The organism is Streptomyces sp. NPDC007929, assembly GCF_042959065.1.
Taxonomy (GTDB): domain Bacteria; phylum Actinomycetota; class Actinomycetes; order Streptomycetales; family Streptomycetaceae; genus Streptomyces.
Genome location: NZ_JBIBKD010000002.1, coordinates 709617 through 731981 on the forward strand (window position 1 = coordinate 709617; position 22365 = coordinate 731981).

General features: G+C 75.2%; 20 protein-coding genes. 4 read left to right on the plus strand and 16 right to left on the minus strand.

Going from position 1 to position 22365, the window contains the following annotated elements; all coding sequences use genetic code 11:
• Positions 1-59: 59 nt before the first annotated feature.
• The 6 genes from ACFZDE_RS07960 to ACFZDE_RS07985 form a co-directional block, all read right to left on the minus strand.
• Positions 60-1169: a histidine kinase gene (locus tag ACFZDE_RS07960; protein WP_391198367.1), complete on the minus strand. Its 1110-nt coding sequence runs from the start codon at positions 1167-1169 to the stop codon at positions 60-62.
• The gene (locus ACFZDE_RS07965) at positions 1166-1837 is read right to left on the minus strand and encodes a response regulator (protein ID WP_391198368.1); all 672 of its coding nucleotides are present in this window, start codon (positions 1835-1837) and stop codon (positions 1166-1168) included. Before ACFZDE_RS07965 ends, ACFZDE_RS07960 begins: the two co-directional genes overlap by 4 nt.
• A gap of 168 nt (positions 1838-2005) precedes the next feature.
• A complete protein-coding gene (gene uppS / locus ACFZDE_RS07970; protein ID WP_391198371.1) occupies positions 2006-3880 on the minus strand; it encodes a polyprenyl diphosphate synthase in 1875 nt (624 codons plus the stop codon).
• 67 nt (positions 3881-3947) lie between these two features.
• On the minus strand, positions 3948-4913 hold the full coding sequence (locus ACFZDE_RS07975; RefSeq protein WP_391198372.1) for a YhjD/YihY/BrkB family envelope integrity protein: 966 nt from the start codon (positions 4911-4913) through the stop codon (positions 3948-3950).
• Between the two features lie 69 nt (positions 4914-4982).
• Entirely contained in the window at positions 4983-5225 is a 243-nt protein-coding gene (locus tag ACFZDE_RS07980) for a DUF6411 family protein (protein WP_184911576.1), read from the minus strand.
• 94 nt (positions 5226-5319) lie between these two features.
• Positions 5320-6018 carry an ANTAR domain-containing protein gene (locus ACFZDE_RS07985; RefSeq protein ID WP_391198375.1) on the minus strand — a complete coding sequence of 233 codons (699 nt, stop codon included), beginning with the start codon at positions 6016-6018 and terminating at the stop codon, positions 5320-5322.
• 188 nt (positions 6019-6206) lie between these two features.
• Between ACFZDE_RS07985 and ACFZDE_RS07990 the strand changes: the two genes are divergently transcribed.
• On the plus strand, positions 6207-6563 hold the full coding sequence (locus tag ACFZDE_RS07990; RefSeq protein ID WP_390997108.1) for an STAS domain-containing protein: 357 nt from the start codon (positions 6207-6209) through the stop codon (positions 6561-6563).
• Positions 6560-7513: an anti-sigma factor RsbA family regulatory protein gene (locus tag ACFZDE_RS07995; RefSeq protein WP_391198376.1), complete on the plus strand. Its 954-nt coding sequence runs from the start codon at positions 6560-6562 to the stop codon at positions 7511-7513. Before ACFZDE_RS07990 ends, ACFZDE_RS07995 begins: the two co-directional genes overlap by 4 nt.
• A gap of 29 nt (positions 7514-7542) precedes the next feature.
• Here ACFZDE_RS07995 and ACFZDE_RS08000 read toward each other — a convergent pair whose 3' ends face one another.
• The 6 genes from ACFZDE_RS08000 to ACFZDE_RS08025 all read right to left on the minus strand — a co-directional run bounded on the left by ACFZDE_RS08000 (position 7543) and on the right by ACFZDE_RS08025 (position 17287).
• Positions 7543-8580, minus strand: coding sequence for a rod shape-determining protein (locus ACFZDE_RS08000; protein WP_390997113.1), 1038 nt, complete (start codon positions 8578-8580; stop codon positions 7543-7545).
• A gap of 170 nt (positions 8581-8750) precedes the next feature.
• Positions 8751-12188, minus strand: a complete 3438-nt coding sequence (locus tag ACFZDE_RS08005; RefSeq protein WP_391198378.1) for an SAV_2336 N-terminal domain-related protein — start codon at positions 12186-12188, stop codon at positions 8751-8753.
• Entirely contained in the window at positions 12178-13185 is a 1008-nt protein-coding gene (locus ACFZDE_RS08010; protein ID WP_391198918.1) for an AAA family ATPase, read from the minus strand. The genes ACFZDE_RS08005 and ACFZDE_RS08010 overlap by 11 nt, the downstream gene beginning before the upstream one ends.
• 129 nt (positions 13186-13314) lie before the next feature.
• Entirely contained in the window at positions 13315-15039 is a 1725-nt protein-coding gene (locus ACFZDE_RS08015) for a trypsin-like peptidase domain-containing protein (RefSeq protein ID WP_390997121.1), read from the minus strand.
• Positions 15036-15461: a CU044_2847 family protein gene (locus ACFZDE_RS08020; RefSeq protein WP_391198381.1), complete on the minus strand. Its 426-nt coding sequence runs from the start codon at positions 15459-15461 to the stop codon at positions 15036-15038. Before ACFZDE_RS08020 ends, ACFZDE_RS08015 begins: the two co-directional genes overlap by 4 nt.
• A gap of 80 nt (positions 15462-15541) precedes the next feature.
• Complete coding sequence (locus ACFZDE_RS08025) at positions 15542-17287, minus strand: AMP-binding protein (protein ID WP_391198383.1); 1746 nt, start codon at positions 17285-17287, stop codon at positions 15542-15544.
• Positions 17288-17550: 263 nt separating this feature from the next.
• Here ACFZDE_RS08025 and ACFZDE_RS08030 point away from each other — a divergent pair, with 263 nt between their 5' ends.
• Both ACFZDE_RS08030 and ACFZDE_RS08035 read left to right on the plus strand, forming a co-directional pair.
• Positions 17551-18429, plus strand: a complete 879-nt coding sequence (locus ACFZDE_RS08030; protein ID WP_391198386.1) for a RimK family alpha-L-glutamate ligase — start codon at positions 17551-17553, stop codon at positions 18427-18429.
• Between the two features lie 56 nt (positions 18430-18485).
• Positions 18486-19859 (plus strand): DHA2 family efflux MFS transporter permease subunit, encoded by a 1374-nt coding sequence (locus tag ACFZDE_RS08035; protein ID WP_391198389.1) that lies wholly within the window; start codon positions 18486-18488, stop codon positions 19857-19859.
• Here the strand turns inward: ACFZDE_RS08035 and ACFZDE_RS08040 are convergent.
• Genes ACFZDE_RS08040 through ACFZDE_RS08055 form a run of 4 tightly spaced genes read right to left on the minus strand, consistent with a single transcriptional unit; the run spans position 19840 to position 22361 of the window.
• Complete coding sequence (locus ACFZDE_RS08040) at positions 19840-20448, minus strand: hypothetical protein (protein ID WP_391198391.1); 609 nt, start codon at positions 20446-20448, stop codon at positions 19840-19842. The genes ACFZDE_RS08035 and ACFZDE_RS08040 overlap by 20 nt on opposite strands.
• On the minus strand, positions 20414-21241 hold the full coding sequence (locus ACFZDE_RS08045; protein WP_391198393.1) for an FkbM family methyltransferase: 828 nt from the start codon (positions 21239-21241) through the stop codon (positions 20414-20416). The genes ACFZDE_RS08040 and ACFZDE_RS08045 overlap by 35 nt, the downstream gene beginning before the upstream one ends.
• Positions 21238-21459, minus strand: coding sequence for a Trm112 family protein (locus ACFZDE_RS08050; protein ID WP_175432374.1), 222 nt, complete (start codon positions 21457-21459; stop codon positions 21238-21240). The genes ACFZDE_RS08045 and ACFZDE_RS08050 overlap by 4 nt, the downstream gene beginning before the upstream one ends.
• Positions 21456-22361: a hypothetical protein gene (locus ACFZDE_RS08055; RefSeq protein WP_390997975.1), complete on the minus strand. Its 906-nt coding sequence runs from the start codon at positions 22359-22361 to the stop codon at positions 21456-21458. The genes ACFZDE_RS08050 and ACFZDE_RS08055 overlap by 4 nt, the downstream gene beginning before the upstream one ends.
• Positions 22362-22365: the final 4 nt, after the last annotated feature.

Below are 22365 nucleotides of genomic sequence, written 5' to 3' on the forward strand. Positions count from 1 at the left end.
CCACCCCCAGCGGGCCTGGGGTAGGGCAACCGCGTTGCCCTCCGCTCCGGCCCGGTCGGTCAGTCCGCGCCGAGGGGAATCCGCAGCCGCACCCGGTAACCGCCCTCCGGGGTCGGGCTCGCGTCCAGCGTGCCGTGCAGGATCTCGGCCCGTTCCCGCAGGCCGACCAGACCCTGCTGCGAACCGGGCAGGGACAGCGAGGGGCGGGTGGGCGGGGTGTTGGTGACGGTCACTCCGACGTCATCACGGTCCTGCCACAGCTCGACGCGCGCCCGGGCGCCGGGTGCGTGCTTGCGGACATTGGTCAACGCCTCCTGGACCGTGCGGTAGAGGGCCCGTTGGGCGGGGGTGCCCACGGCGGGCGGCAGCTCGCCCGACAACTCCGCGTGCGTGCCGCTCGATTCCACGAGCCTGTGCAGGTCGGCCAGAGTGGGCTGGGGCGTCAGCTCGGTGGCGTGGCCGCCGGAGGCGCGCAGCAGCGTGACCATGGTGCGCAGCTCGTCGAGCGTGGTGACGCTCAGCGAACGGATCGTGCGGGCGGCCTCCTCGGCGTCCGCGTCCTTGGTGGCGACCTGAAGGGCCCCGGCCCGTACGGCGATCAGGCTGACCTGGTGGGACACCACGTCGTGCATCTCGCGGGCCAGCTGGGCGCGCTCGCGGGCCAGCACCGCCTGGGCGTGCAGGGTCCGCTCGTGCTCCCTGGCCTCCTCGATCTCGGCCAGCCGTCGCGCCAGGTCCCGTTGCGCCTGGAGGAGCTGACCGAACAGGACCGGCGCCGCGGCCGTCGCCAGGCCGTAGACGAAGAAGACCAGCGTCATGGTCCGGTCGATCTCCGTCAGGGGCGAGGGGATGCTGCCCGCGACGGCGGTCAGAGCGACGCACGCCGCGAGGAGACGGCGGTCGCGGGAGTGTGCTGCCAGGGTGAACAGCGCCACGAGCACGGCGACGGCGACGTCCTGTATCAACGCGATGGGCAGGGTGAGCAGGAACACGCAGACCGGGAACCTGCGACGGAACAGCAACGCGGCGCAGCCGACCGCTGCCGGCGCGATGTCGAGGCCCGTGTTCTCCCACGTGCTCAGCCACACGTCCAAGGCCGCCACCGCCACCAGGGCGACGTCGACGACCGGTGCGGGGACCCGCTGCCACACGGCGCGAGCACGGCTCATCGGCCGGCCTCCGACCGCGGGCGCTCGTCGAGCAGACCGGCCCGCTGCGCCAGCAGTGCGGCCTGCACCCGGCTGGACACCCGCAGCTTGGTGAGGATCGCGCTGACGTGGTCCTTGACCGTGCCGGCGCTCAGGTGGACGCGGGTCCCGATGTCGGCGTTCGTCAGCCCCTCGGCCACCAGGACGAGGACGTCGCGCTCGCGGGCGGTGAGCAGCCGGACGCGGGCCGCTTCCTCGTCGACGGCCGCCCCGGTGCCCGGGTGGCTGTGCAGCAGGGCCCGCGACGCCTTGGGCGACAGCACCACACCGCCCGCGGCGAGGGTGCGCACCAGGTGGGCGAGCTGCTCCGGCTCGGTGTCCTTGAGCAGGAAACCGGCCGCGCCGGAGTGGAGCGCGGTCAGGATGTACGCGTCGGCGTCGAACGTGGTCAGCATCGCCACCACCGGAGCGTCCGGCCTCGTCCGCAGCTCGCGCAGGACGGTGAGTCCGTCGACGTCCGGCATCCGGATGTCCAGCAGGACCACGTCGGGCCGCTCCCGGCGGACGGTCTCGACGGCGTCGCCCCCGTTCGCGGTCGCCACCACCTCGATGTCCTCGGCCGCGCCCAGGATGAGCCCGAACCCCGAGCGGACCAGTGCCTCGTCGTCCACCACCACTACCCGGATCACGCGCTACGCCTCACCTTCACCCAGGCTCTGCCACCCATGCCGCCTCGACCCTAAAGCGGCCCGGAGCCCCTGCCGCCCGACGGGCGGCAGCTCCCGCCACACGGCGGGGTATCGCCCCCCGGTCGGCAGGGCGACCGGGCCGCCGCCCGGCATCCGGTGAGATCCGGGTCACCCGCCGGGTCTCGCGGCAGCCGTCGAACGGTGGGCCGCTGACGGTCCGTCCGCACCCGCCGGGTCCGGGGTCGCGCCGTGGTGGCGCTGGCGGTGGGTGTACGCGGTGAGCGCCTGCCAGAGGTCGCGGCGGTCGGTGTCGGGCCAGAGGCCGGGCGTGAAGTGCAGCTCCGCGTACGCCGCGTGCCAGGGCAGGAAATTGGAGACGCGCTGCTCGCCGCCCGTGCGCCAGAGCAGGTCCACGTCCGGCAGGTCCGCCAGCGGCAGGTGCCGCGCGAAGTCCTCCTCGGCGATCAGGCCGGGCTCCACACGGCCCTCCCGGGCCCGGCGGGCCAGGGCGGCGGCCGCGCGGGTGAGCTCGTCCCGGCCGCCGTAGTCGATGCACATCGTCAGCGTCAGACCGGTGCGGGCCCGCGTGGTGCGCTCCCTCAGGTGCAGCAGGTCGGCCAGGTCGGGGGGCAGCCGGCCGGCGCGGCCGTGCCAGCGCAGCCGGACGTCGAGGTCCCGGAAGGGGTTGTCGGTCATCTCGCGCCGCAGCAGGTCGAGGATCGCGTCGACCTCCTCCGCGTCCCGGTGCCAGTTCTCGGTGGAGAAGGTGTAGAGCGTCAGATGGCGCAGTCCGACGTCCAGGGCGCCGTGCACCACCTCGCGGACCGCGGCGGCACCGGCCCGGTGGCCCTCGTGCCGGGGCAGGCCGCGCTGCTGGGCCCAGCGGCCGTTGCCGTCCATGATCACGGCGACGTGGGCGGGCAGATCCCCGGGCGGGATCCCGGGGGGCTGCGCGCCGCTCGGGTGGGGCGGCGGCAGCCGGAAGGTGCCGGGGGCGGTGGCCGGCCGGACCGGCGCCGGGGGCCGGTGCGCGTCGGGATGCTGCGGCGCCGGCACCGTCAGCGGGGTCAGGCGCCAGGCCAGGGCCGCGCGGGTCCGGGCCGGGGCGAGGATGCGGGCCCGGGTGCGCAGCGCGGGCCGGGGCGGGGAGCGGAGCAGGGCCGGACCGGCGGCGTCGATCGCGTCGAGCTGGGCGCGCAGCAGGGCGGCCATGGTGTGCAGGACCGTGGCGGGGCCGGGGTGCATGCCGCGGGTGAGGGACTCCTGGCTCACCCACTGGCGGGCCAGCCCGGTCAGCCGTGTGACCAGGGCGGCGACGGCGGGGCTCCAGCGGCGCCGCGCCAGGTCGGCCGCCGACCCGGGGTGGAGGTCGAGGGCCTCGGCGGGCAGCAGCAGGTCGCCCTGGGCGAGGTCGGCGGCCAGGTCGGTGAGGATGTCGGTGAGCCGGACGCCGTCGAGGAACTCCTCGTAGGCCTCCCGGGTGTCCAGACGCAGGGCCACCGGGACTCCGGCCCGGTCGAAGACCGTGCGGACCAGGCCGAACCAGGGCAGCAGGTTGTCCCGGCCCCAGGTGCGCCACTCCGCCCAGTCGGCGAAGTGCCTGCCGCCGGTGTCCTCCTGGACCTGGGCCATGGCGTCCCGCAGCTCCGACAGGTCCAGGCGCCAGCGGTTCGCGGTGTCCACCAGGGCGCGGCGGACCGGGTCCGGGCTGGAACCGGTGGGCAGTTCACGGTGCAGGGCGGTGATCCACGCCCCGACCCGGGCGGCCCGCTCGGCGGCGGGCGCGGTGCGGTCGTCGCCGAGGTCGTCCAGGGCGTTGGCGGCGGCCCACAGGGCGTGCAGCGCCGGGCGCAGGGCCGCGGGCACCAGCTGGATCAGCGCGTACTCCGCCGGGTCCTCGGCCTTCGTCCGGCGCCGGCACAACCGGTAGGCCGCCCGCAGGGCCGGGTCGTCGCCGGCCGGCGGGGGGCCGTCAGGTCCGGGGGGTGCGGGGGTCGCTTCGGGGGCTGCCGGTGCTGTGGTCGCGGGGGGCACGTCGCTCACACCGAGGACGATACGTCCTGGTTCTGCGCGGTGATCACAGGGGCCGGGCGCGCGTCAGCGGGGGGCGTCACGGGCCCGGCCCCGGGTCCGGGTGCACCGCCTCGGTGATACCGGCCCGGGCCGCCTCCAGCTGGGCGGCGAACGCGATGCCGAGGAACAGCACCACCCCGGTCAGGTTGGCCCACAGCAGCAGGGCGACGAACGCCGTCAGCGGCCCGTACACCGCGCCGAAGGAACCGCTCTCGGCGACGTAGAGGGCCAGCAGCCAGGTGGCCGTGACCCACAGCACCAGATGGACCGCCGAGCCGAACGCCAGCCAGGTGTAGCCCGGTTGGTCCCGGCGGGGCGCCCAGCGGAAGATCGCCGCCGACGCGACCCAGGCGAGCAGCACGCCCAGGGGCACGTCGAGGGCGCCCCACCAGTCGAGCCAGGTGCCGGACCAGCCGAGGGTCTCCACCACCGCGTCGCCCACCGCGTCACCCGCCACGAGCACGACGAACCCCAGGACCATCGGCATGCCCGCGGCGAGGGCCAGAAGCAGGGAACGGCCGTACTTGGCCAGGAAGGGCCGGTCGCGCTCGATGCCGTAGATACGGTTGGCGCCCCGCTCGACCTGGGCCATCGCCGAGGCCAGGTTGAGCACGGCGAAGCCGAGGCCCGTCCACATCGCGACAGCGCCCCAGACGCCGGAGACGGCACTGCGCTCGGTGCCGTCGAGGGCGTCCTCGATCAGCTCCGCGCTGGCGCCCGGCACGATCCGGCCGAGGGTCAGCTCGATGATCCGCCCCACGCTCTCGGTGTGCACCGTGGTGGCCACGCCGACCAGGGCGATGGTGAACGGCACCATGCCCAGGACCACCTGGAAGGCCAGGGAGCGGGAGTTGCTGAAGCCGTCGGCGTAGCGGAAGCGGGTGAAGGCGTCGACGAGCAGCCGGCGGCCCCCGTAGCGCCGCAGCGCGGTGAACGCCTCGTCTCCGGAGAGTTCCTCCCCGATCATGTCCCGCGTCTGCGGGACATGCACAGCGGTACCCATCGAGAAGGTCTCCTTCTGCCCGCCCTGTGTACCGGACCAGCATGCCCGGCGCCCCGTCCGGCCGACGGGTCAGAAGGGCATACGGCCACGCGTGCGGCGACCGGCCGAGCCGCTGCGGCTCACCGCGCGGGAACTCGTGTGGAAGGGCTTGCTGAAGAGCCTGCCCAGGACTCCGGGTGCCTTGCCGCCGGCGCGGGCGCCCGCGCCGAGCGAACGCTGGGTGCCGCGCTCGGGGTGACGCGACAGGCGGGGGACGAGGAAGGCGAGGACGGCCAGGAGCACGCACCCGGCGATGACGACCGCGACGATCACGAGTAACTCCTCTGACTGGTCGGGGAGATACAGGTGCCCCGTCGCGCCGCCTCCATGTGGCCTGTTCGTCTCCGGCCGGCCCCTCGGCCGTCCGTCAGACCCGGCGGCGTCGTGCGACGGCCCGTTGCAGTGCCGTGCGCAGCTCGGGGGGCGGCGGGGGGCCGTCCGCCTCCGCGCTCGCCGTCACGGCCGCCGCGACCTCGCGCAGCTTGGTGTTCGCCAGCTGGGACGTCTCCCGCAGGATGTGCCACGCCTCGTCGGAGGTGCAGCCGTGCGTGGCCATGAGGATGCCCCGGGCCTGGTCGATGACCGGGCGGGAGGCGATGGCCTGGCGCAGCTGCTCGACCTCCTCGCGCAGCCCGTGCAGGCACTCCGCACGCTCCAGGGCGACCGCCGAGGAGACGGGGGCGGTCGGCGGCCCCGCGGGAACCGGGCCCGCGGCGGCCAGACCGGTCAGCGGGTCGGTCGTGTCCAGGCCCGCCAGCTCCAGGATCCGGCGCGGCTGGCCGTTCCAGTTCGTCGCCGTCACCGTCAGCGACCGCTGCCGGCCGTGGTCGGCCAGCACGTCCAGGAACTGCAGACCGGCCGTGTCCATGAAGTGCACGCCCGCCATGTCCAGGTCGACCCGGGTGACGGTGGCCGGCAGACCGGCCAGGGCCCGGGCCAGGATGTCCGCGCAGCCGTGAACGAGCTCACCGCGAGGGGTGAGCCGGGCGCGGTCCGCGTCGACGCGGCCACTGATGACCAGGGTGTCCAGCCCTCCTGTGAGATGTGGTGATGCCGCTGAGGTCATGTCACCGCCTTGTCGGTCCTCTTCGGTCGGGTTCGTCTCGCTCGCCGGACTGCGCGACGTCACTCGCCCCCGTGGACGTCGATGTGAGGTGCGCCTGCCCGCCGTACGGCGTACTACACCCCCTTCGGGGGAATGAGCTCTTGTCGTACGGGTACGTGCGCTGTGGTCCGGAACATCGGGAGAGGGCCTTGAACACTCGGCAACAGATGTCGCAGACCGGCCCTCGCGGTACCGTGCCGGGCCTGGCGGTCTTCCCGCTGGCCGGGCAGCAGGGCGTCCGGGCGGCCGGTGAGGTGGGTCTGACGACCCGTGCGATCTGGGAAGGCGTACTGGAAGAGGCTGTTCGCGAGGACGATGACGTGTACTACCTGGAGCTGTCCGGCGTGACGTTCGTGGACGTCGCGGGAGCGGGCGCGCTCGCGGCCGCCGCCGGGCGGCTCCGGGACGGCCGGCGGTTCGTGGTGCGCAGGCCGCCGCCCGCCCTGCGGCGCACGCTGGACCTGCTGTGGCCGGGCCAGAGCGGAATCGAGGTGTCCACGTCATGACCGCAGCCGTCACCGAGCCCGTCGGGCCGCTCGACCCCTTCGCCCACCCGGCGCTCTTCTACCGGGACGAGCAGGAGTACCTGGCCGGCACCCTGCCGTTCGTGCACGACGGCCTGGACGCCGGGGAGCCGGTCGCCGTCGCCGTGCCCGGCAAGAACCTCGCCCTGATCAGGGACGCGCTGGGCGCCGCCGCCGACGCCGTGCGGCTGCTGGACATGCGCGAGGCCGGACGCAACCCCGGGCGGATCATCCCCGGCGTGCTGCGCGCCTTCGCCGACGCCCAGCCCGAGGGCCGCCGGGTGCGGATCATCGGCGAGCCCGTCTGGGCGGGCCGCTCCGACATCGAGTACCCCGCCTGCGCCCAGCACGAGGCGCTCATCAACGCCGTCTTCCAGGGCCGTACGGCGACGATCATGTGCCCGTACGACGTGGCGCGGCTGCCCGAGCACATGGTCACCGACGCCTACGCCACCCACCCCACCGTCATCCACCCCGGCTCCAGCACGCCGCGGGGCAACGAGGCGTACGCCCCCGAGGACGTCGTCAGCCGCTACAACGAGCCGCTGGCGCCCGTGCCCGGCGCGCTGACGTTCCCCTTCGTCTCCGAGTCGCTCTCCCAGGCCCGGCACGTGGCCGTCGGGGAGGGCGCGCGGCTCGGCCTGACCGGTGTGAAGCTGGACGACCTGGCCCTCGCCACGGCCGAACTCACCACCAACAGTGTGGTGCACGGCGGGGGTTCGGGCGTGCTGCGGGTGTGGGCCGAGGACGGGTACGTGGTGTGCGAGGTCCGTGACGAGGGGCGGCTCGTGGACCCGCTGGCCGGACGCCGGCCCGTGCCCCGCGACCAGCGCGGCGGACGCGGGATCCTGCTGGTCAACCTGATCGCCGACCTGGTGCGGGTGCACCGCGGCGACACCGGCACGACCGTGCGCTGCTGGTTCGCCCGCTGACCGTCGCCTGACGGCCAGGTGTCAGGTACTCAGGTGCTCAGCGGGTCCAGCGCGAGCGGCGCGATACGGCCCTCCAGCATCGCCCCGAGCCCCTGCACGGCGCACACGTCCGGCCGCTCCGCGATGTGCACCGGCATGCCCGTGGCCTGCCGCAGCATCTGGTCCAGGCCCGGCAGCAGGGCGCTGCCGCCGACCATCATGATCCCCCGGTCGGCCAGGTCGGCGACCAGGTCGGGCGGGCAGACCCGCAGCACCTTGCCGATACCGTCCAGGACCGCGGTGAGCGGTGTCTGGATGGCGTCCCGGACGGCAGCGGTGTCGACCTGGACGGAGCGGGCCAGGCCGGTGGCGACGTCCCGGCCGTGGATCTCCGTGGAGGCCGGGCCCTGCGCGGTGAGGCCGTTGCCGGACAGGGCCAGCTGCAACGGCCGTACCGACTGGCTCGGCAGCATCAGCTCGTGCTCGTGGCGCAGGTGCTGCACGATCGCGTGGTCGACGGCCTCGCCGCCCACCGGGATGCGCTCGGCGGTGACGATCGAGCCGAGCGAGAGCACGGCCACCTGGGTGGCCGCCGCACCGCACACCATGATCATGGTCGCCTCGGGCTGCTCCACGGGCAGCCCGCAGCCGACGGCGGCCGCGATGAGCGTGTCGACCAGCTCCACGCGGCGCGCGCCGAGTCCGACGAGCGTCTCGATCGCGGCGCGCTGGGCCAGCGGGTCGGCGTCGTGCGGGGTGCAGGCGGCGGCGCGCAGGATCGGCTTGCGGCGCAGGCCGCGGCGCATCTTGTCGCCGAGCAGGTGCCGCAGCATGCGCTGCGCCATCTCGATGTCGACGACCGTGCCGCCGGAGACCGGCCGCACCACCCGGATGTAGTGCGGGGTGCGGCCCGTCATCTTCTCGGCGAGCTCACCAACCGCGATCAGCGCGCCGGTGCGGGTGTTCACGGCGGCGGCGGACGGCTGGTCGACGACGAGCCCGGCGCCCTTGACGTAGACGCGTGTGCGGGCCGCCCCCAGGTCGACGGCGAAGTGGCAGCGGCGCAACTGCTCCAGACTGGCGGTCATGGCAGGTCCTCCCGAGAGCACAGACCGTGGGGGGCCGCCAGGTGGCGGGCCTCGCAGACGTGGGTCCGCCGGATCGGCGGGCCTCTTTCGCATCGTGCGCGGCAGGGGGCCGGGCCGCCTTTCGTGGGGGGCCGGGCGGGGTGCCGCCGAACGGGGGGTTCGCCGCCCGGTCACAGGGAGCGCGCGGCCTCCAGCAGCGGCGCGAGGGAGGTCACGGTGGTCTCGCAGCCGGCCTTGCGCAGCTCCCGGTCGGAGGTGGCGTTGCGGGCGAGGCCGACGAAGCGCAGCCCGGCCCGCTGGGCGGCGGCGAGCTCGGCGACCGTGGACCCGATGACCAGGCCCGTCGCGGCCGACCCGGCGCAGGTGTCGAGGGCGCGCAGCATGCAGTCCGGGTGCGGGGTGAGCAGCGTGAGGTCCTCGGCGCGTCCGTGCACCCCGGCCAGCGGCAGGGTGCCGTAGGGCCGCAGATAGCGGGGTACGGCCTCGGCGCAGACGTCCGTGACGACGCAGACGCGGCGGCCGGCGGCGTACAGGGTGCGCACCAGGGGCGCGGAGTTGTGCGTGGCCGGGGCGTGCGGCACCGCCCGCAGTTCGATCTCGTCCAGGCGTTCGCGCAGCAGTGGCCCGAGCGGGTCCTGCGCGAAGGCCCGGAGCACGTCCAGCGGATGCGCGAACGTCTCCCGCACCGCAGCGGGCAGGGCGTGCCGCGAGTCGCGGTGCTCGTCGACGAGGGCGAGCAGGCCGAGCACGGCCTCGCGCGCGGTGCTCGCCGAGAACAGCCGGGCCATCGGACCGTCGAAGCCGACCAGGACCGTCTCGGTCTCGCCGAGCAGCCGCGGCAGCGGCAGCCGTGCGGGTGCGGCCCCCTGCGGTTCGGGCAGGGCCGCGCTCTCCCGGTCCAGCTGCACCGATGCCGTCACCGAAAGACCGGGCACCGGCCAGCGGCGCAGCCCGGCGTTGACCGCGCGCTGGGCGGCACCGGCCCGGCGCAGCGGATGCCGGCGGGTGATGCGGGCCGCCTCCTCCAGCAGGTGCCCGAGCAGGGGTTCGGACACCCGGGAGACCTCGGCCCGTACGAAGGCCACCGGGTCCTCCACGTGCCAGGACAGCTCGACCGCCGCGGCGAAGGCGCCCTTGCCGGAACTCGGCAGGGAGACCCGGTGGTGGGCCTGGTGCGTGGTGAGGTCGACCTCGTAGTACGTCACGAGCCGCGGCGGGCCGTCGCCGTGCGGCCGGGCGGGGTTGAGGAGGGTCAGCGGGCCGTCGGGCCGGGTGTGGACGACGGCCGTGCGGCCCGGGGCCGGTATGCCGAGCAGTCGCAGGTCACGCGTGATGAAGGGGCCCTGTACGAGGTCGCGGGCCTCGGGCTCGGGGGTGGCGGCGGGGGACAGCGGGCAGTACCAGGCGACGGGCGGGGTGTCGGTGGCGCCGTCCTGGTAGAGCGGCTGGAAGCGCTGGGGGCCCTGGGCGGCGGAGCTGGCGGCGAACTGCTCGTAGACGGCCGGGGAGACGATCACCTGGATGTCGGCGGGCACGGGTGGCGGCTCGGGCGGCGGGACGGGCCGGTCCCAGAAGGTGACGGTCAGCGGTGGTGGGTCCACCAGCCCGGTGAGCACCTCGGGCAGGCCGCGCAGGACGGCTACCAGTACGGGCAGGAGGTAGGTGCCGGGTTCGGTGTGGACGTCGTAGCCGCTGTCGCGGACGCGCACGTCGAACCGGTGGGGGGCGAGCGCGCCGCGGGAGAGCATCTCGTGCACCGCGTATTCGAGGGTGATGCGGGCCTCGGGGTGGCCGGTGAGGTCGTCGGACGCGAACCGGATCGCGGGGGCGTCGGCTTCCTCGCCGGGGTGCGGGTCATTGCCGGGGTGCGGGTCAGCGCGGGGGTGCGGGTTCGTGGCGGTAAGCGGGTCGGGCCCGGGGGGCTGGTCCGTGCCTGTGTGCGGGTCCGCCCCGGGGGGCTGGTCCGTGCCTGCGTGCGGGTCGGCCCCGGGGAGCGGGTCCGCCCCGGGGAGCGGCTCCGTCCCGGCCAGCCGTCGCACCGTCTCCTCGCTGACCGTCGCGAACGCCGGGCCCGCCTCGTGGTGTCTCCCGCCCGCCTCGGCCCGGAACTGTCCTGCCGCGAGACCCGCGCGCTCGTCGATCAGGCCCCCGACCCGGGCGAGGAACTCCCGGGTCCGGCCGCGGGCCGTGCGGGGCAGGGAGCGCAGCAGCAACTCCCGTACCCCGGGCCGGAACGCGTAGGAGCCGGGTGGGCCGGGGACGGAGGTGAGCATGCCGCTGAGGATCACCTCGGCCAGGTGCTGGGGGCGCGGATCGCGGTCCAGGGTGCGCTGGACCAGGCGCATCACCGGGACCGAGGGGTCCGCCAGCGCGAGATGCCCGGCCAGCCGGAAGGCCTCGGGGGACGCGGTCGCGCGAAAGCGCAGGACCAGTTCCTCCGGGGAGGCCGTGGTGAGGTCGGGGGCGGGCTCGGCGGGGGGTGCGGGAGCGGGCGGCAGCCAGGCCGCCGCGCCGGGGGTACGGGCGCCGCCGGGGTCGGCGAGCAGGGCGGCCCAGTGGGCGAGCCAGGGGGCGCCCGGCTCCAGGACCGGCAGCGGGAGGGCACCGGCCGGCGGCGGTGAGGCGTCGTACGGGGTGAACGCGACGGTAGCCGTGGGGGCCGCGGGGGCCGGGGCCGTGAGCAGCCCCGGCTCGGCGGGCAACGCCGTGGTCGGCCACAGGTGTTCGGGGAGCGGCTGAACCACGGCGAGCGGCATGCGGTGGGCCCACTTCCGCAGGGTGCGGTACCAGCGGTCACCCGCTTCGCCCGGGCGCCACTGCGGGCCCATGCAGTCGCTGACGACGAGGGTGGCGGTGCGGCCGTCGTCGAGGACGGGGACCTGGCGGGCCCGGCCCTCGGGCGTGGCCGGGTGCAGGGTGACCGTGCGGAAGATGCCCGACTGGGCGAGCGCCGTGTGCAGTTCGCTCACCAGGGGGCGCCAGACCGGCATGGTGGGGCCGGTGTCGTGCACGAGGTTCAGGCGCAGCCAGCGGTCGGGGGCCGGGCGCAGCACCGGGAGCCATACGTCCGGGTGGGCGCCGAGCCGCGCGATCCGGTCGGCCGTCGCGCGCTCGTCCAGCAGGCGCGCGTGCGGGGAGGGCACCTTGCGCTGGAGCGGGCGCAGGGCGCGCTGGAGCGCGAGGGGGTGGGGGAGCATCGGGGGCGCGGGCGCGAGGAGCGGCGATCCACCGCCGCCGGGCTGGTGCTGCGGGCCGTCCGGGGAGCGCGGGGAGGGCAGGCGGAGGGGAACCCGGTCGGAGGCGGCCCGGGCCGGGGGCTCGGTGGTGGTGTGCGCGGGTGGGGGCGAGGCGGGGGTCTGCTCGGCGGGGCCGGACGGGTCTTCGGCGGTGGCGGGAGCGCCGGGGGCTTCGGAGTGGCCCGGGCGGCCGGTCCCGGGCCGTCCGGGCGGGTCCTCCCCGACGGGAGAACCCGCTGCCGGTTGCTCCAACCGGGCGGCCAGCCAGAGCAGTTCCGCGATCTCCCGGGGCGTCGGCGCGGCGCCCGCCGCCGAGAGGGCCGCCGCCAGCCGGGCGACCGGGGACGGCCCGGAACCGGCCTCAGAAGCCATCGCCGTCCGCCGCCGCGCTGAGGTACGGCATCAACTGCTCGGCGAGGTCGTCGCGGGACTCGGCGTCCAGGCCCGCCACTCCCGTGAGGTACAGGGCGTTCAGCAGCTGGTCGGTGGCCAGTTCGCCACCGGCGGCACGCTCCAGGAAGCGGCTGATCAGACGGTCCGCGTCCCCGCCCGGCGGGTCCAGATGGGCCCGGACGATGTGGGTCAGCTGGTCCCGGTCGGGGCGGCGCAGCTTCAGCCGGACGCAGCGGCGCAGGAACGCGGGCGGGAACTCGCGCTCCCCGTTGCTGGTCAGCACCACGAACGGAAAGGCCCGGCAGCGGACCCGGCCGCGCTGGACGGAGACCGGCGTGTCCGTGCCGTCGGCGAGGACCTCGGCGGTGCCGTCGCCGGAGTGCCGGGCGGCACGGACCAGTTCCGGGATCTCGTACTGGCCCTCCTCCAGGACGTTCAGCAGGTCGTTCGGCAGGTCGAGGTCGCTCTTGTCGATCTCGTCGACGAGCAGCGCGCGGGGCCGTTCGTAGGGGAGCAGGGCGGTGCCGAGCGGGCCGAGCCGCAGATGGTCCTCGACGCCGCCGGGCCCCTGCTGCCCCTCCCGGGCCGCGTACAGCCGGGACAGCGGGTCGTACTGGTAGAGGCCGTCCGCCAGCGAGCTGCGGCTGGTGATGTTCCAGCGCAGCACCGGGCCGAGCCGCAGCTCGCGCGCCACCGCGTAGGCGAGGGACGACTTGCCGGTGCCGGGCGGGCCGGTGACGAGCAGGGGGCGGCGCAGGCACAGCGCGGCGTTGACGAGCCGGACGCTCTCCTCGCCGGCGACGTACGACTTCGCCCGGTGCACCCGGTCGGGGGAGACGGCCGTCGCGTCGTCGCCGTCGTGCGGCGGCGGCAGGGCCGGCCCGCCGTCGAAGGCACGCCAGGGCGGCGGGGCGGGCAGGTCGTCGATGCCGTCGTGCGGCTCGTCGCGGCCGGTGTAGACGGACCAGTGCGGCATGGGGAGTGGTCTCCGCTCTCCGTTTTCGTGCGGGTGGTTCTCGGGGCGCGGCGCGTGCGGGGACTGCTTGAGGTCGAGCGCGTCGCGTGCGGTGCTGCTCAAGGTCGAGGCCCGGTGCGTGCGGGTGGGTCAGGCCACCGGCGACCTCGCGTGCGCCGCGGCGACGGCATGCGGGTCGGCGAAGAGCCGCGGGTCGTCCCAGAGCAGCTGGATGCCGTGCGCCCAGTGGTCCTCCTCGGCGAGCGCCTCCTCGCGCAGGGCGAGGACATGACGCGGGAGTTCGGCGGGCGGTACGGCCCTGACCTGGGCGTCGAGCGCGTCGAGGAACGCCTTGCCGGTGCAGCCGTCCGTCCCGGCGCACTCCTCCTGCCCGGAGCCGCAGCCACCCCGCGACCACACGATCACCGGGGCCGGAGCGGCGAGCGAGACGTCGAACTGCGGCCGGGTACGGGCGGCGGCCGGGGCGGTGCCGAACCCGGCGAGGCACGCGTCGCGCTGGCGCAGCCGCAACCGCAGCCGCCCGGGCTCCTCCGGCCCGCCGCACTCCACCCGGTGCACCCGCGCTCCCGGCAGCGCGTCCAGGCGCTTCCACGCCCGGGTCAGCACATGCCGGGTGCTGGCCTTGCGACGGGAGTGGTCGGTGACCACCAGCGGGTAGACACAGCCGAGCGGAGTGTCGTCGTCCGGGGCGCTCTCCCAGCGGTCGACGGGCCAGTCCAGCCAGTCCCGGGGCAGCGCGAACGCCACCAACTCGTCGGCGCCGGGCGTCAGATAGCGGAAGGCCGCCTCGATCCCCTCCTGCACGTACGCGTGCAGCCGGTGCCGCTCGACCGTGCCGGACTCGACGGGATGCCGCCGCCCCCCGCTGTACGCCGACACCTCGACCCGGACCAACCCGTCGCCCGCCCCGCTGTGCCCGAGCTCCACCAGGATCGGTGACCAGTCGGGCGCCGACGGCTCCACGGCCGGGGTGTGCAGCAGATCCTGGAGCCGGTCGGCGAACCGGGCGACGGTCGCCGCGGCGCCCGGGCCGTCGAGTTCGCACAGCACGAACAGGGCCGCCGACCACAGCGAGTCGAACCCCTCCTCGGGCGGCGCGGGGTCGAACGGACCGGCCGCCGCCGTGTACAGCCGCGCCGGGTCGCAGTCGACACCGGCCCGGGCCGCCTTCTCGACCAGGGCGCGCAGCCGGGCACGGTCGGCGCTGGTGTGGTCCGAGGTCGGGACCAGGCTCTCCAGGTCCGGCCAGTACCGGGCCATGACCTGGGTCGGCATCATCCGGCCGGTGCGCACCTCGCCGCTGCCGGAGTCGGCCGTGACCATGCCGACGACCTCGCCGGTGTCGGCCAGGGTGACGGCGGCCCCGCTGAAGCCGGGGGCCAGGGGCTGCCCGCTGCGGTGCCAGGCCTCCAGCTGGAACCACTCGCGTCTGATCAACTGGGGTGCGGTGACCCGGCATTCGGCGAGCGTGCCCTCCTCCCAGCCGGCCGGGAAGCCGTAGACGACGAGCCGTCGGGCCGTCGGGCCGTGCGCCGCGTCGACCGGGGCCAGGGCGGCCGGGGCCATCGGCATCTCCCGGTCCAGCTCCAGCACGGCCAGGTCGCCCGGGTCGGTGACACCGCCGCTCCAGCCGCCGTGCGCGACGACCCGGGCGGGAACGGCCGGGGTGCCGGGCCGTTCGGTGAAGGTCACCGCCAGATCCTCGCCGTCGCCCACGACATGAGCGCACGTCAGCACCAGGCTCGGGGTGACCAGGAAACCCGCTCCGGCCACCCGGCCCCGTAACTCGATCCGGGCGTGCCACTCGGCGCTGTTCAGCGCGCTCGTCGCTGTGCCGTCCACGGCGCTGTTCATGAGGCGGCGCCGGCCCCCGGGGCCCGGGCGGCATCCGACGGGGGCGGTACCCGCGGAGTTGAGGCGGCCTCCGGCAGGGGCGGGGCACCCGGCGTGGCCGGAGCGTCCGTCGCGGACGGGGACCAGGTCAGCTTGACCACCAGGTGCCCCTCGGCGGTGCCCTTGGCGATGAACGCCCCTGTCTCGGCGGCCAGTTTCACCCCGAACTCGATCTCCACCCCGTCGGGCCTGAGCGTGCCGTCCCGGAAGACGCGCAGCGCGGACTCGGCCGCCGCCCGCACACCGTCCAGGGCGCCCTCGAAGGTGCGGGCCGCCTGGACCGTGCCGTCGCGGGAGACCAGCCGGGAGCCGGACCGCTCCGAAACCGCCTCGACCGCCACCACGGCCCCGTCACCGGTCTTGAACTCGACCAACCCGTCCACGACACCCCCGTCGTCCGATTGCGCTGGGCAGCACCATTGTGACGGAAGGTGCGCGAGGACGCCGAGGGCATTCACGGAACTCACCCACCGACGGTCCCCCGGATCACCCCCAGCTCCACCAGATCCTGTGGTCTGATGCGCAGTTGGTCCGCCGTCGACTCGACCTCGCGCGGGGGGCGTTTGAGGATGGCCGCGGCCAGTTCCGGCGCGATCACCGAGAAGTAGCTGTCGGGTGTGGCCCAGGTGTTGCCGGGGGCGGCCAGGGCCAGGGCGCCGCCCGAGCCCCCCTCGCCGATCACCAGCGTCGTCACCGGGGTGCGGGCGCTCGCGACCGCGCCGAACAGATCGGCGATCGCCGCGCCCGCGCCCTGCCGTTCCGCCTGCGCGTCGTTGGCCGCGCCCGGCGTGTCCACGAGGGTCAGCACCGGGACGCCGAGCCGGTCCGCGAGGCGGATCAGCCGGGCGGCGGTGCGGTAGCCGGCGGGGCGGGTCGCGGTCCCGGTCTGCGCGGCGTACGCGACCGTACGGCCCTCGTGGGTACCGAAGCCGCACAGCATGCCGTCCGGGTCGGTGCCGCCGCAGCGGTCGCCGCCGATCGCGAGCCGGTCGGTGAAGTAGGCGTCCAAGTAGGCCGCGGCGCGCGGCCGTTGCGGGGAGCGGGCCCGGCGGACGGCGTCCCAGCCGGTGACGGGCAGGACCGCGGACCCTCCGAGCGGCTCGGGCGGCGGGGCGGGCGTGGTGGACGGGCAGGTCAGCAGCCGCAGCCAGCGCCCGAGCGTCTCCCGCAGCTCCTGGGGCCGTACGACAAACAGGTTCGTCCCGCGCACCTGGATCTCGCCGACCGTCTCCCCGTCGTACGCGGTGACCTCCGAGTCGTCCTCCTCGACCAGCCGCAGTTCCACTCCGGGCAGGGGCACGCCGACCGTGCCCGGGCGGGCCTCGCCGTCGGCACGGACGCTGGTGTTCATCAGCGTCTCCGTCATGCCGTACCGCTCGATCACCCGCCGTCCGGTCGCGGCCGCGATCCGGCCGTGGTCGTGCACGGGCAGCGCCGCCGAGCCGGAGACCAGCAGCCGGGCCCCGGTCAGCGCCTTCACCAGGTCCGGGTCGCTCGTCACGGCCTCGGCGATGCGGTGGTACATCGTCGGCACGCCGAACAGCATGGTCGCGCCGCCGTTCAGCTCGCGGGCGACGCCCTGGGTGCTGAAGCGGCCCAGGTGCCGCACGGATCCGCCGCGCCGCAGCGGGCCGAGGGTGCCCAGGACCAGGCCGTGCACGTGGAACAGGGGCAGTGCGTGGACGAGGACGTCGTCGCCGGTCCACCGCCAGGCGTCGGCCAGGGCGTCGAGGGTGCCGGCGATCGCCCGGCGCGGGACGACGGCGCCCTTGGGCGGGCCGGTGGTGCCGGAGGTGTAGACGACCAGGGCCGGGTCCTCGTCCGCGGCGCGGTCCTCGGGGACCGGGCCGGTGGCGTGCACGTCGACGTCCACGCGGGTCAGGTCCCGCAGGGGTGCGGGGAGGACGTCGTCGGGAGCGGTGAGGACGAGTGCGGGGGCGCTGTCGGACAGGATGTGCCCGAGTTCCTTCTCACCGGACCTGGGGTTGAGCGGCACCGCCGGGACTCCGGCGAGCAGCGCGGCGACCACCGCGACGGCCGTCTCCATGGTCGGGGTGGCCCAGACGGCGACCCGCGTGGCTCCGCCGATGCGGCCCGTGAGCGCTCCGGCCGCGGCGGCGAGTTCTCCGTACGTCAGTGAGCGCTCGCCGAACCGCAGGGCGGGCCGGTCGGCCGGGGCGCCGGTCAGGGTCGGGAAGAGGGAGGTCACGCGTCGTATCTCCTTAGCTGTTCGCCTGCACCACTGGTCGGCGGGTGGGCTGCCCCCAGCCGGGGGCGGCCGTCACCGGCCACGCCGCCGCGGGGACGACCGCGACCACAATCCCTCCGTACACCATCAACTGGCGGAAGAAACGCTCGCGGTCGACGTCCGGGTCGGCGAGGTGGAGATCGAGCAGGGTGTCGCCGTTCCGGACCCGATTGTTAGCCTGCGACGGATATCGAATCGATCGCCCGTACGAGGATGGAGTCGCCGTGGCCGGCACCCCGCGTATCGCCGTCGTCACCTACGACCCCCGCGGCGAGGAGCACAAGGACCGGGACCTGCCGGTGCTGGTGTCGGCGTTGCGGGAGGCCGGGGCCGATGCCGTCGACGTCCCCTGGGACGACCCGGACGTCGACTGGGCCGCCTTCGGCCTTGCCCTGATCCGCTCCACCTGGGACTACAGCTGGCGCGCCGCGGAGTTCACGGCGTGGGCCGAGCGGTGCGGCAAGGCGACGCGGCTGGCCAACCCGGTCGGGGTCGTGCGGTGGAACGCGGACAAGCGCTACCTCGGGCAGCTCGCCGAGGCCGGGGTGCCCACCGTGCCCACCCGGTACTTCGCGCCCGGCGACGTCGTGGAGCTGCCCGCCGACCGCGAGTTCGTCGTCAAGCCCGCCTCGGGGGCCGGTGCCCGGTATGCCGCCCGGTATCCGGCGGGGGAGCGGGACGCCGCTGTGGCGCAGGTCGAGCGCATGCACGCCGAGGGGTTCACCGCCATGGTGCAGCCCTATCTGAGCGGCATCGACACGCACGGCGAGCGGGCCTTGCAGTTCTTCGGCGGACGCCTGCTGCACGCCAGTGTCAAGGGCGCCGTCCTCGCCCCGGGCACCCCGTACGACGCCGACAAGGTCGCCCACCCCGACCTGCGCCGCTGGGAGCCGACCCGCGCCGAACTGGCCGTCGCCGAGCGGGCGCTGGCCGCCGTGCCCGGCGACGCCGAGCTGCTCTACGCGCGCGTGGACCTGGCGACCGGGCCCGGCGGCGAGCCGTGCGTGATGGAGCTGGAGCTGATCGAGCCGAACCTGTTCCTCGGACTGCACCCGGACTCCCTGCCCCGGGTGGTGGAGGCGGTGCTGGCCGCCGCCCGCTGAGCCCCACGCGCGGGGCATACGCCACCGGATGAGGCTTTTGGTGTAGTGGTACCGGCATGCCCCCCGAACAACGGACCTGGGCACCGCTGCTGGCGGTGTGCGCCGGGTACTTCATGGTGATCCTGGACGTCACGGTCATCAACGTCGCCGTACCGGTCGTCGGGCGGGAGCTGTCGGCCTCGCTCACCGGCATCCAGTGGATCACCGACGGCTACACCCTGGTCTTCGCCGGGTTCCTGCTCACGGGCGGGGCGCTGGGGGACCGGCTGGGCAACCGGCGGGTCTTCTGCGCGGGCGTGTCGGTGTTCACCGCGGCCTCCGCGGCCTGCGCACTCGCGCCCGGCACCGCCTTCCTCGTCGTGGCCCGGCTGGTCGAGGGGCTCGGTGCGGCACTGATCGTGCCCGGCTCGCTGGCCCTGCTCCAGCAGGCCTACCCGGAGCCCGAGGCACGCGCGCGGGCCTTCGGGCTGTGGGGTTCGATGGCGGGCATCGCCGCCTCCGCCGGGCCGCTGCTCGGCGGGCTGCTCGTCTCCACCGTCGGCTGGCGCTGGGTGTTCCTCGTCAACCTGCCCGTCGGCGCGGTCTGCCTCGCGCTCACCCTGCGGCACGTCGCCCGCTCGCCCCGGCGCGCCGACCGGGCCCTGGACGTGCCCGCGCAGATCGCCGTCGTCGCCGCCGTGGCCCTGCTGACCGCGGCGCTCAACGAGGCCGGGCGGCGCGGCTGGTCCGACCCGGCCGTGCTCGCCGGTCTGGGCCTGGCCGTGCTGTCCGCCGCCGCCTTCGCCCTGCGCGAGCGGCTGGCCCGCTCCCCGGCCCTCCCGCTGGAGCTGCTGCGCTCGCGCGCCATGGGCGGCGGCGCCGTCATCGGCCTGCTGTTCAACTTCGGCTTCTACGGCATGGTGTTCACCGCCAGCCTGGAGTTCCAGCACCAGCGCGGCTACAGCGCCCTCGGCACCGGCCTCGCGCTGTTCCCGGCGGTGGCGATGACCATGTTCGCCTCGGTGCTGTCCGGCCGGCTGTCCCGCCGCACCGGCCACCGGCCGCTGGTGATCTCGGGCATGCTCCTGGCCGCCCTGGGGCTGGCCGGCTGGGCCGCGGCGGGCGCCGACCCCGCCTACGCGCTGCTGGTGCTCCCGATGATGGCCGCTGGATTCGGCACGTCCTTCGCCCTCACCGGCTCCACCGCCACCGTGATGGGCGCCGCGCCCCCGGCCTACTCGGGCGCCGCCTCCGCTCTGTTCAACACCACCCGCCAGGTCGGCAGCGCCACCGGCGTCGCGCTCGGCGGCAGCCTGCTCGCCTCGGCCGCGAACTACGGCACCGGGATCCGGATCAGCATGGGCATCGGCGCGCTCGCGTATCTCACGGCGGCGGTCCTCGCGTGGTGGTGCGTCCCGGCGAAGACCCCCCTCAGTCCTGACGGCCGGTGACCGACACCCGCTGCAACAGCCCCCAGGTGAACTCCGCGACGACCTCCCGCCGCACGCCCCCGGCGTCCGGCGCAGTGAACGCAAGGCCCCACCGGGTCGGGGCCGTGCCCTCCAGAGGACGCGCCGGGGCGAAGGCCCGGGCCGCCTCGTCGACGGTGCAGGACCAGGGGGTGAGGTCGTCCAGGGTGCGCAAGGCGGGGCCCTTCGCGCCCGGGGCGCGCACCAGCCACTCGTTCCACACCGCGCGGTTCGGCGCGGTCAGCACCTCGAAGCGCAGGGTGGGCCACAGCGGCACCGGCCACAGCCAGGCCTCGCAGTCCAGGTCGCCGATCCGGCGCGGCGTACGGAACTCCGGGTCGCCCAGCACCTGGCGATAGCGGGAGAGGGGCGCCCGGGAGCGCGGGGAGCGGACCATCGCCTGCCAGCGCCGGTTCGCCTCGCGCAGGTCCGCGATCGACACCCCCAGCTCATGGCGGGCGTCCTCCACCAGCCCGGGGTTGTGGTCGGCCATGCGGCGCAGCAGCACCAGCTGGAAGTCGAGCGGGGTGAAGGGGCTAGCGGGGTGCTTCGCGGAAGGCATGGGACCCATGGTCGCCCACCGGGTCCTTGCCGGGGCGGCGGCCGTCGGGCAGGAACAGCACGGAGTTGACGTAGCGCGGGCCGCGCCGGAGCGGGGCGGGCAGGACGCGGCGGAGCAGGCCGTGGGAGACGACGTAGGACGCGCGCGCCTGGTGGTCGGCCAGCGGGAACTTCGCCAGCGGCACCCAGGTGTCGCCGGGCAGCACCCAGCCGTCGTAGCCCAGCAGCGACAGGTAGGTCACCACCGGCGCGATCGGCTGGATGCGGGACTCCAGTTCCACGAACAGGGCGGGCCGGTCACGGGCCAGCAGGCCCGTCGCCCCGCGCAGCACCGCCGACTCGTTGCCGTCCACGTCGATCTTGACGAAGCCGACGTCGCGCAGGCCCAGTTCGTCCAGCGTGACACAGGGGACGTCCAGCGCCCGGCCGTGGATGTCGCGCCGCACCAGCGAGGACACGCCCCGGTCGCCCGCGTCGTCCGGCGGCAGCCACAGGCGGGCGATGCCCGGCCGGTCCGAGGCCGCCGCCCGGACCACCCGGACGTTCGGCGGGGCGGCGGCGCGCAGCAGCCGGGCCAGATGGGGCACCGGCTCCACCGTCACGACCCGCTCGGCGAGACCGGACAGGCGGTGCGTCCACGGCCCGTACCAGCCGCCGACGTCCACCGCCGTACCGCAGCCCGGCGGGCACAGCTCGGCGAGCCGGGCCAGCTCCGGCTCGAAGCGGGGGTACAGCGCCCGGGCCGTCGCGGCCACCAGCCGGGTCGGCAGCAGGGGGGCGACCCGGGCCGCCAGGCTGGTCACGGCGCCATCCTCTTCAGGAGTTCCTCGTGCTCGTCGTCCGGCACCTGCTCACCCGAGGACGGCAGCAGCTGCGGAATGCCGTCGGTGATCGGGTAACGGCGGTGCAGACGCGGGTTGTACAGCGCCTCCTCCCGCCCGGCCTCCTCGGCCAGCAGATGGAGCGGCCCCTTGTCGAGCGGGCACGCCAGGATCTTCAGCAGCGGGTCGTCGGGCTTCATGGGGATGCCAGCTCCTTGGCGGGTGGGGAGGGTCGGGGAGCGGTGTCGTGCTTGGGCATGGTCAGCAGCACGGCGACCGCCAGGGCCGTGCCCGCCACCCGCAGCGCGAGCCGCAGCGGTTCGTCCGGCAGGGCCTCGCCGAACGACAGCGTGCCGAGCACCGCCGTGAACAGACTCGTCACGGTCGTGCACACCGGCACGATCAGCGAGGCCCGGCAGCGCTGCAGCGCCGCCTGCGACATCACCAGGCCGAACGCGCCGGTGAACAGCAGCAGATACGGATAGGGGGAGCCCAGCAGGGCCGGCACCGCACCGCCGATCCCGCCGGTCGTCAGGCGGCTGGAGACGCCCTTGATGGCCAGCGAGCTGACCCCGTACAGCAGGCCCACGGCCACGCCGTACTCGACGCCGGTCGTCGGCCGTCGGTGCCGGTTGCGGGTGCGCCGCTCGGCAGAGACGTACAGCCACACCCCGGCCGCCAGCGATGGCACGCACACCAGCAGGATCAGCTGGTAGGGCGCGTCCCGGCCGACGGTGTCCGTACCTTCCCGCAGCGACAGCACCACCATCAGCAGGGCCAGCAGGATCGCGCCCAGCGCGTACCGCTCCCGGCCGGAGGTCTCCTCCCCGAGCAGCCGCGCCGACAGCAGCACCAGCAGCACGAGACCGGAGACGAAGATGCCCTGGGCGGCGGCGATCGGCAGGGTGCGGTAGACGACGAGCTGTGCGGCGAAACCGGCCGCGAGGGCGAGGGACCCGCCGATCCACAGAGGGCTGCCGATGACGAGGCGCAGCAGCCGCGCCGGTTGCCGGATCGTCACCTCGGGAAGCGAGGTGAGGGCACGTTTCTCCAGGACGAAGCCCAGGCTGTAGAGGGTGTTCGCCAGCAGGGCCGCGGCCACTCCC

What these genes read in the sequence shown, in the direction of transcription:
- ACFZDE_RS07960 (WP_391198367.1), bottom strand. Translation starts at nt 1,169, where the DNA reads ATGAGCCGTGCTCGCGCCGTGTGGCAGCGGGTCCCCGCACCGGTCGTC.
- ACFZDE_RS07975 (WP_391198372.1), bottom strand. Translation starts at nt 4,913, where the DNA reads ATGGGTACCGCTGTGCATGTCCCGCAGACGCGGGACATGATCGGGGAG.
- ACFZDE_RS07985 (WP_391198375.1), bottom strand. Translation starts at nt 6,018, where the DNA reads ATGACCTCAGCGGCATCACCACATCTCACAGGAGGGCTGGACACCCTG.
- ACFZDE_RS07995 (WP_391198376.1), top strand. Translation starts at nt 6,560, where the DNA reads ATGACCGCAGCCGTCACCGAGCCCGTCGGGCCGCTCGACCCCTTCGCC.
- ACFZDE_RS08000 (WP_390997113.1), bottom strand. Translation starts at nt 8,580, where the DNA reads ATGACCGCCAGTCTGGAGCAGTTGCGCCGCTGCCACTTCGCCGTCGAC.
- ACFZDE_RS08005 (WP_391198378.1), bottom strand. Translation starts at nt 12,188, where the DNA reads ATGGCTTCTGAGGCCGGTTCCGGGCCGTCCCCGGTCGCCCGGCTGGCG.
- ACFZDE_RS08010 (WP_391198918.1), bottom strand. Translation starts at nt 13,185, where the DNA reads ATGCCGCACTGGTCCGTCTACACCGGCCGCGACGAGCCGCACGACGGC.
- ACFZDE_RS08015 (WP_390997121.1), bottom strand. Translation starts at nt 15,039, where the DNA reads ATGAACAGCGCCGTGGACGGCACAGCGACGAGCGCGCTGAACAGCGCC.
- ACFZDE_RS08035 (WP_391198389.1), top strand. Translation starts at nt 18,486, where the DNA reads ATGCCCCCCGAACAACGGACCTGGGCACCGCTGCTGGCGGTGTGCGCC.
- ACFZDE_RS08040 (WP_391198391.1), bottom strand. Translation starts at nt 20,448, where the DNA reads ATGGGTCCCATGCCTTCCGCGAAGCACCCCGCTAGCCCCTTCACCCCG.
- ACFZDE_RS08050 (WP_175432374.1), bottom strand. Translation starts at nt 21,459, where the DNA reads ATGAAGCCCGACGACCCGCTGCTGAAGATCCTGGCGTGCCCGCTCGAC.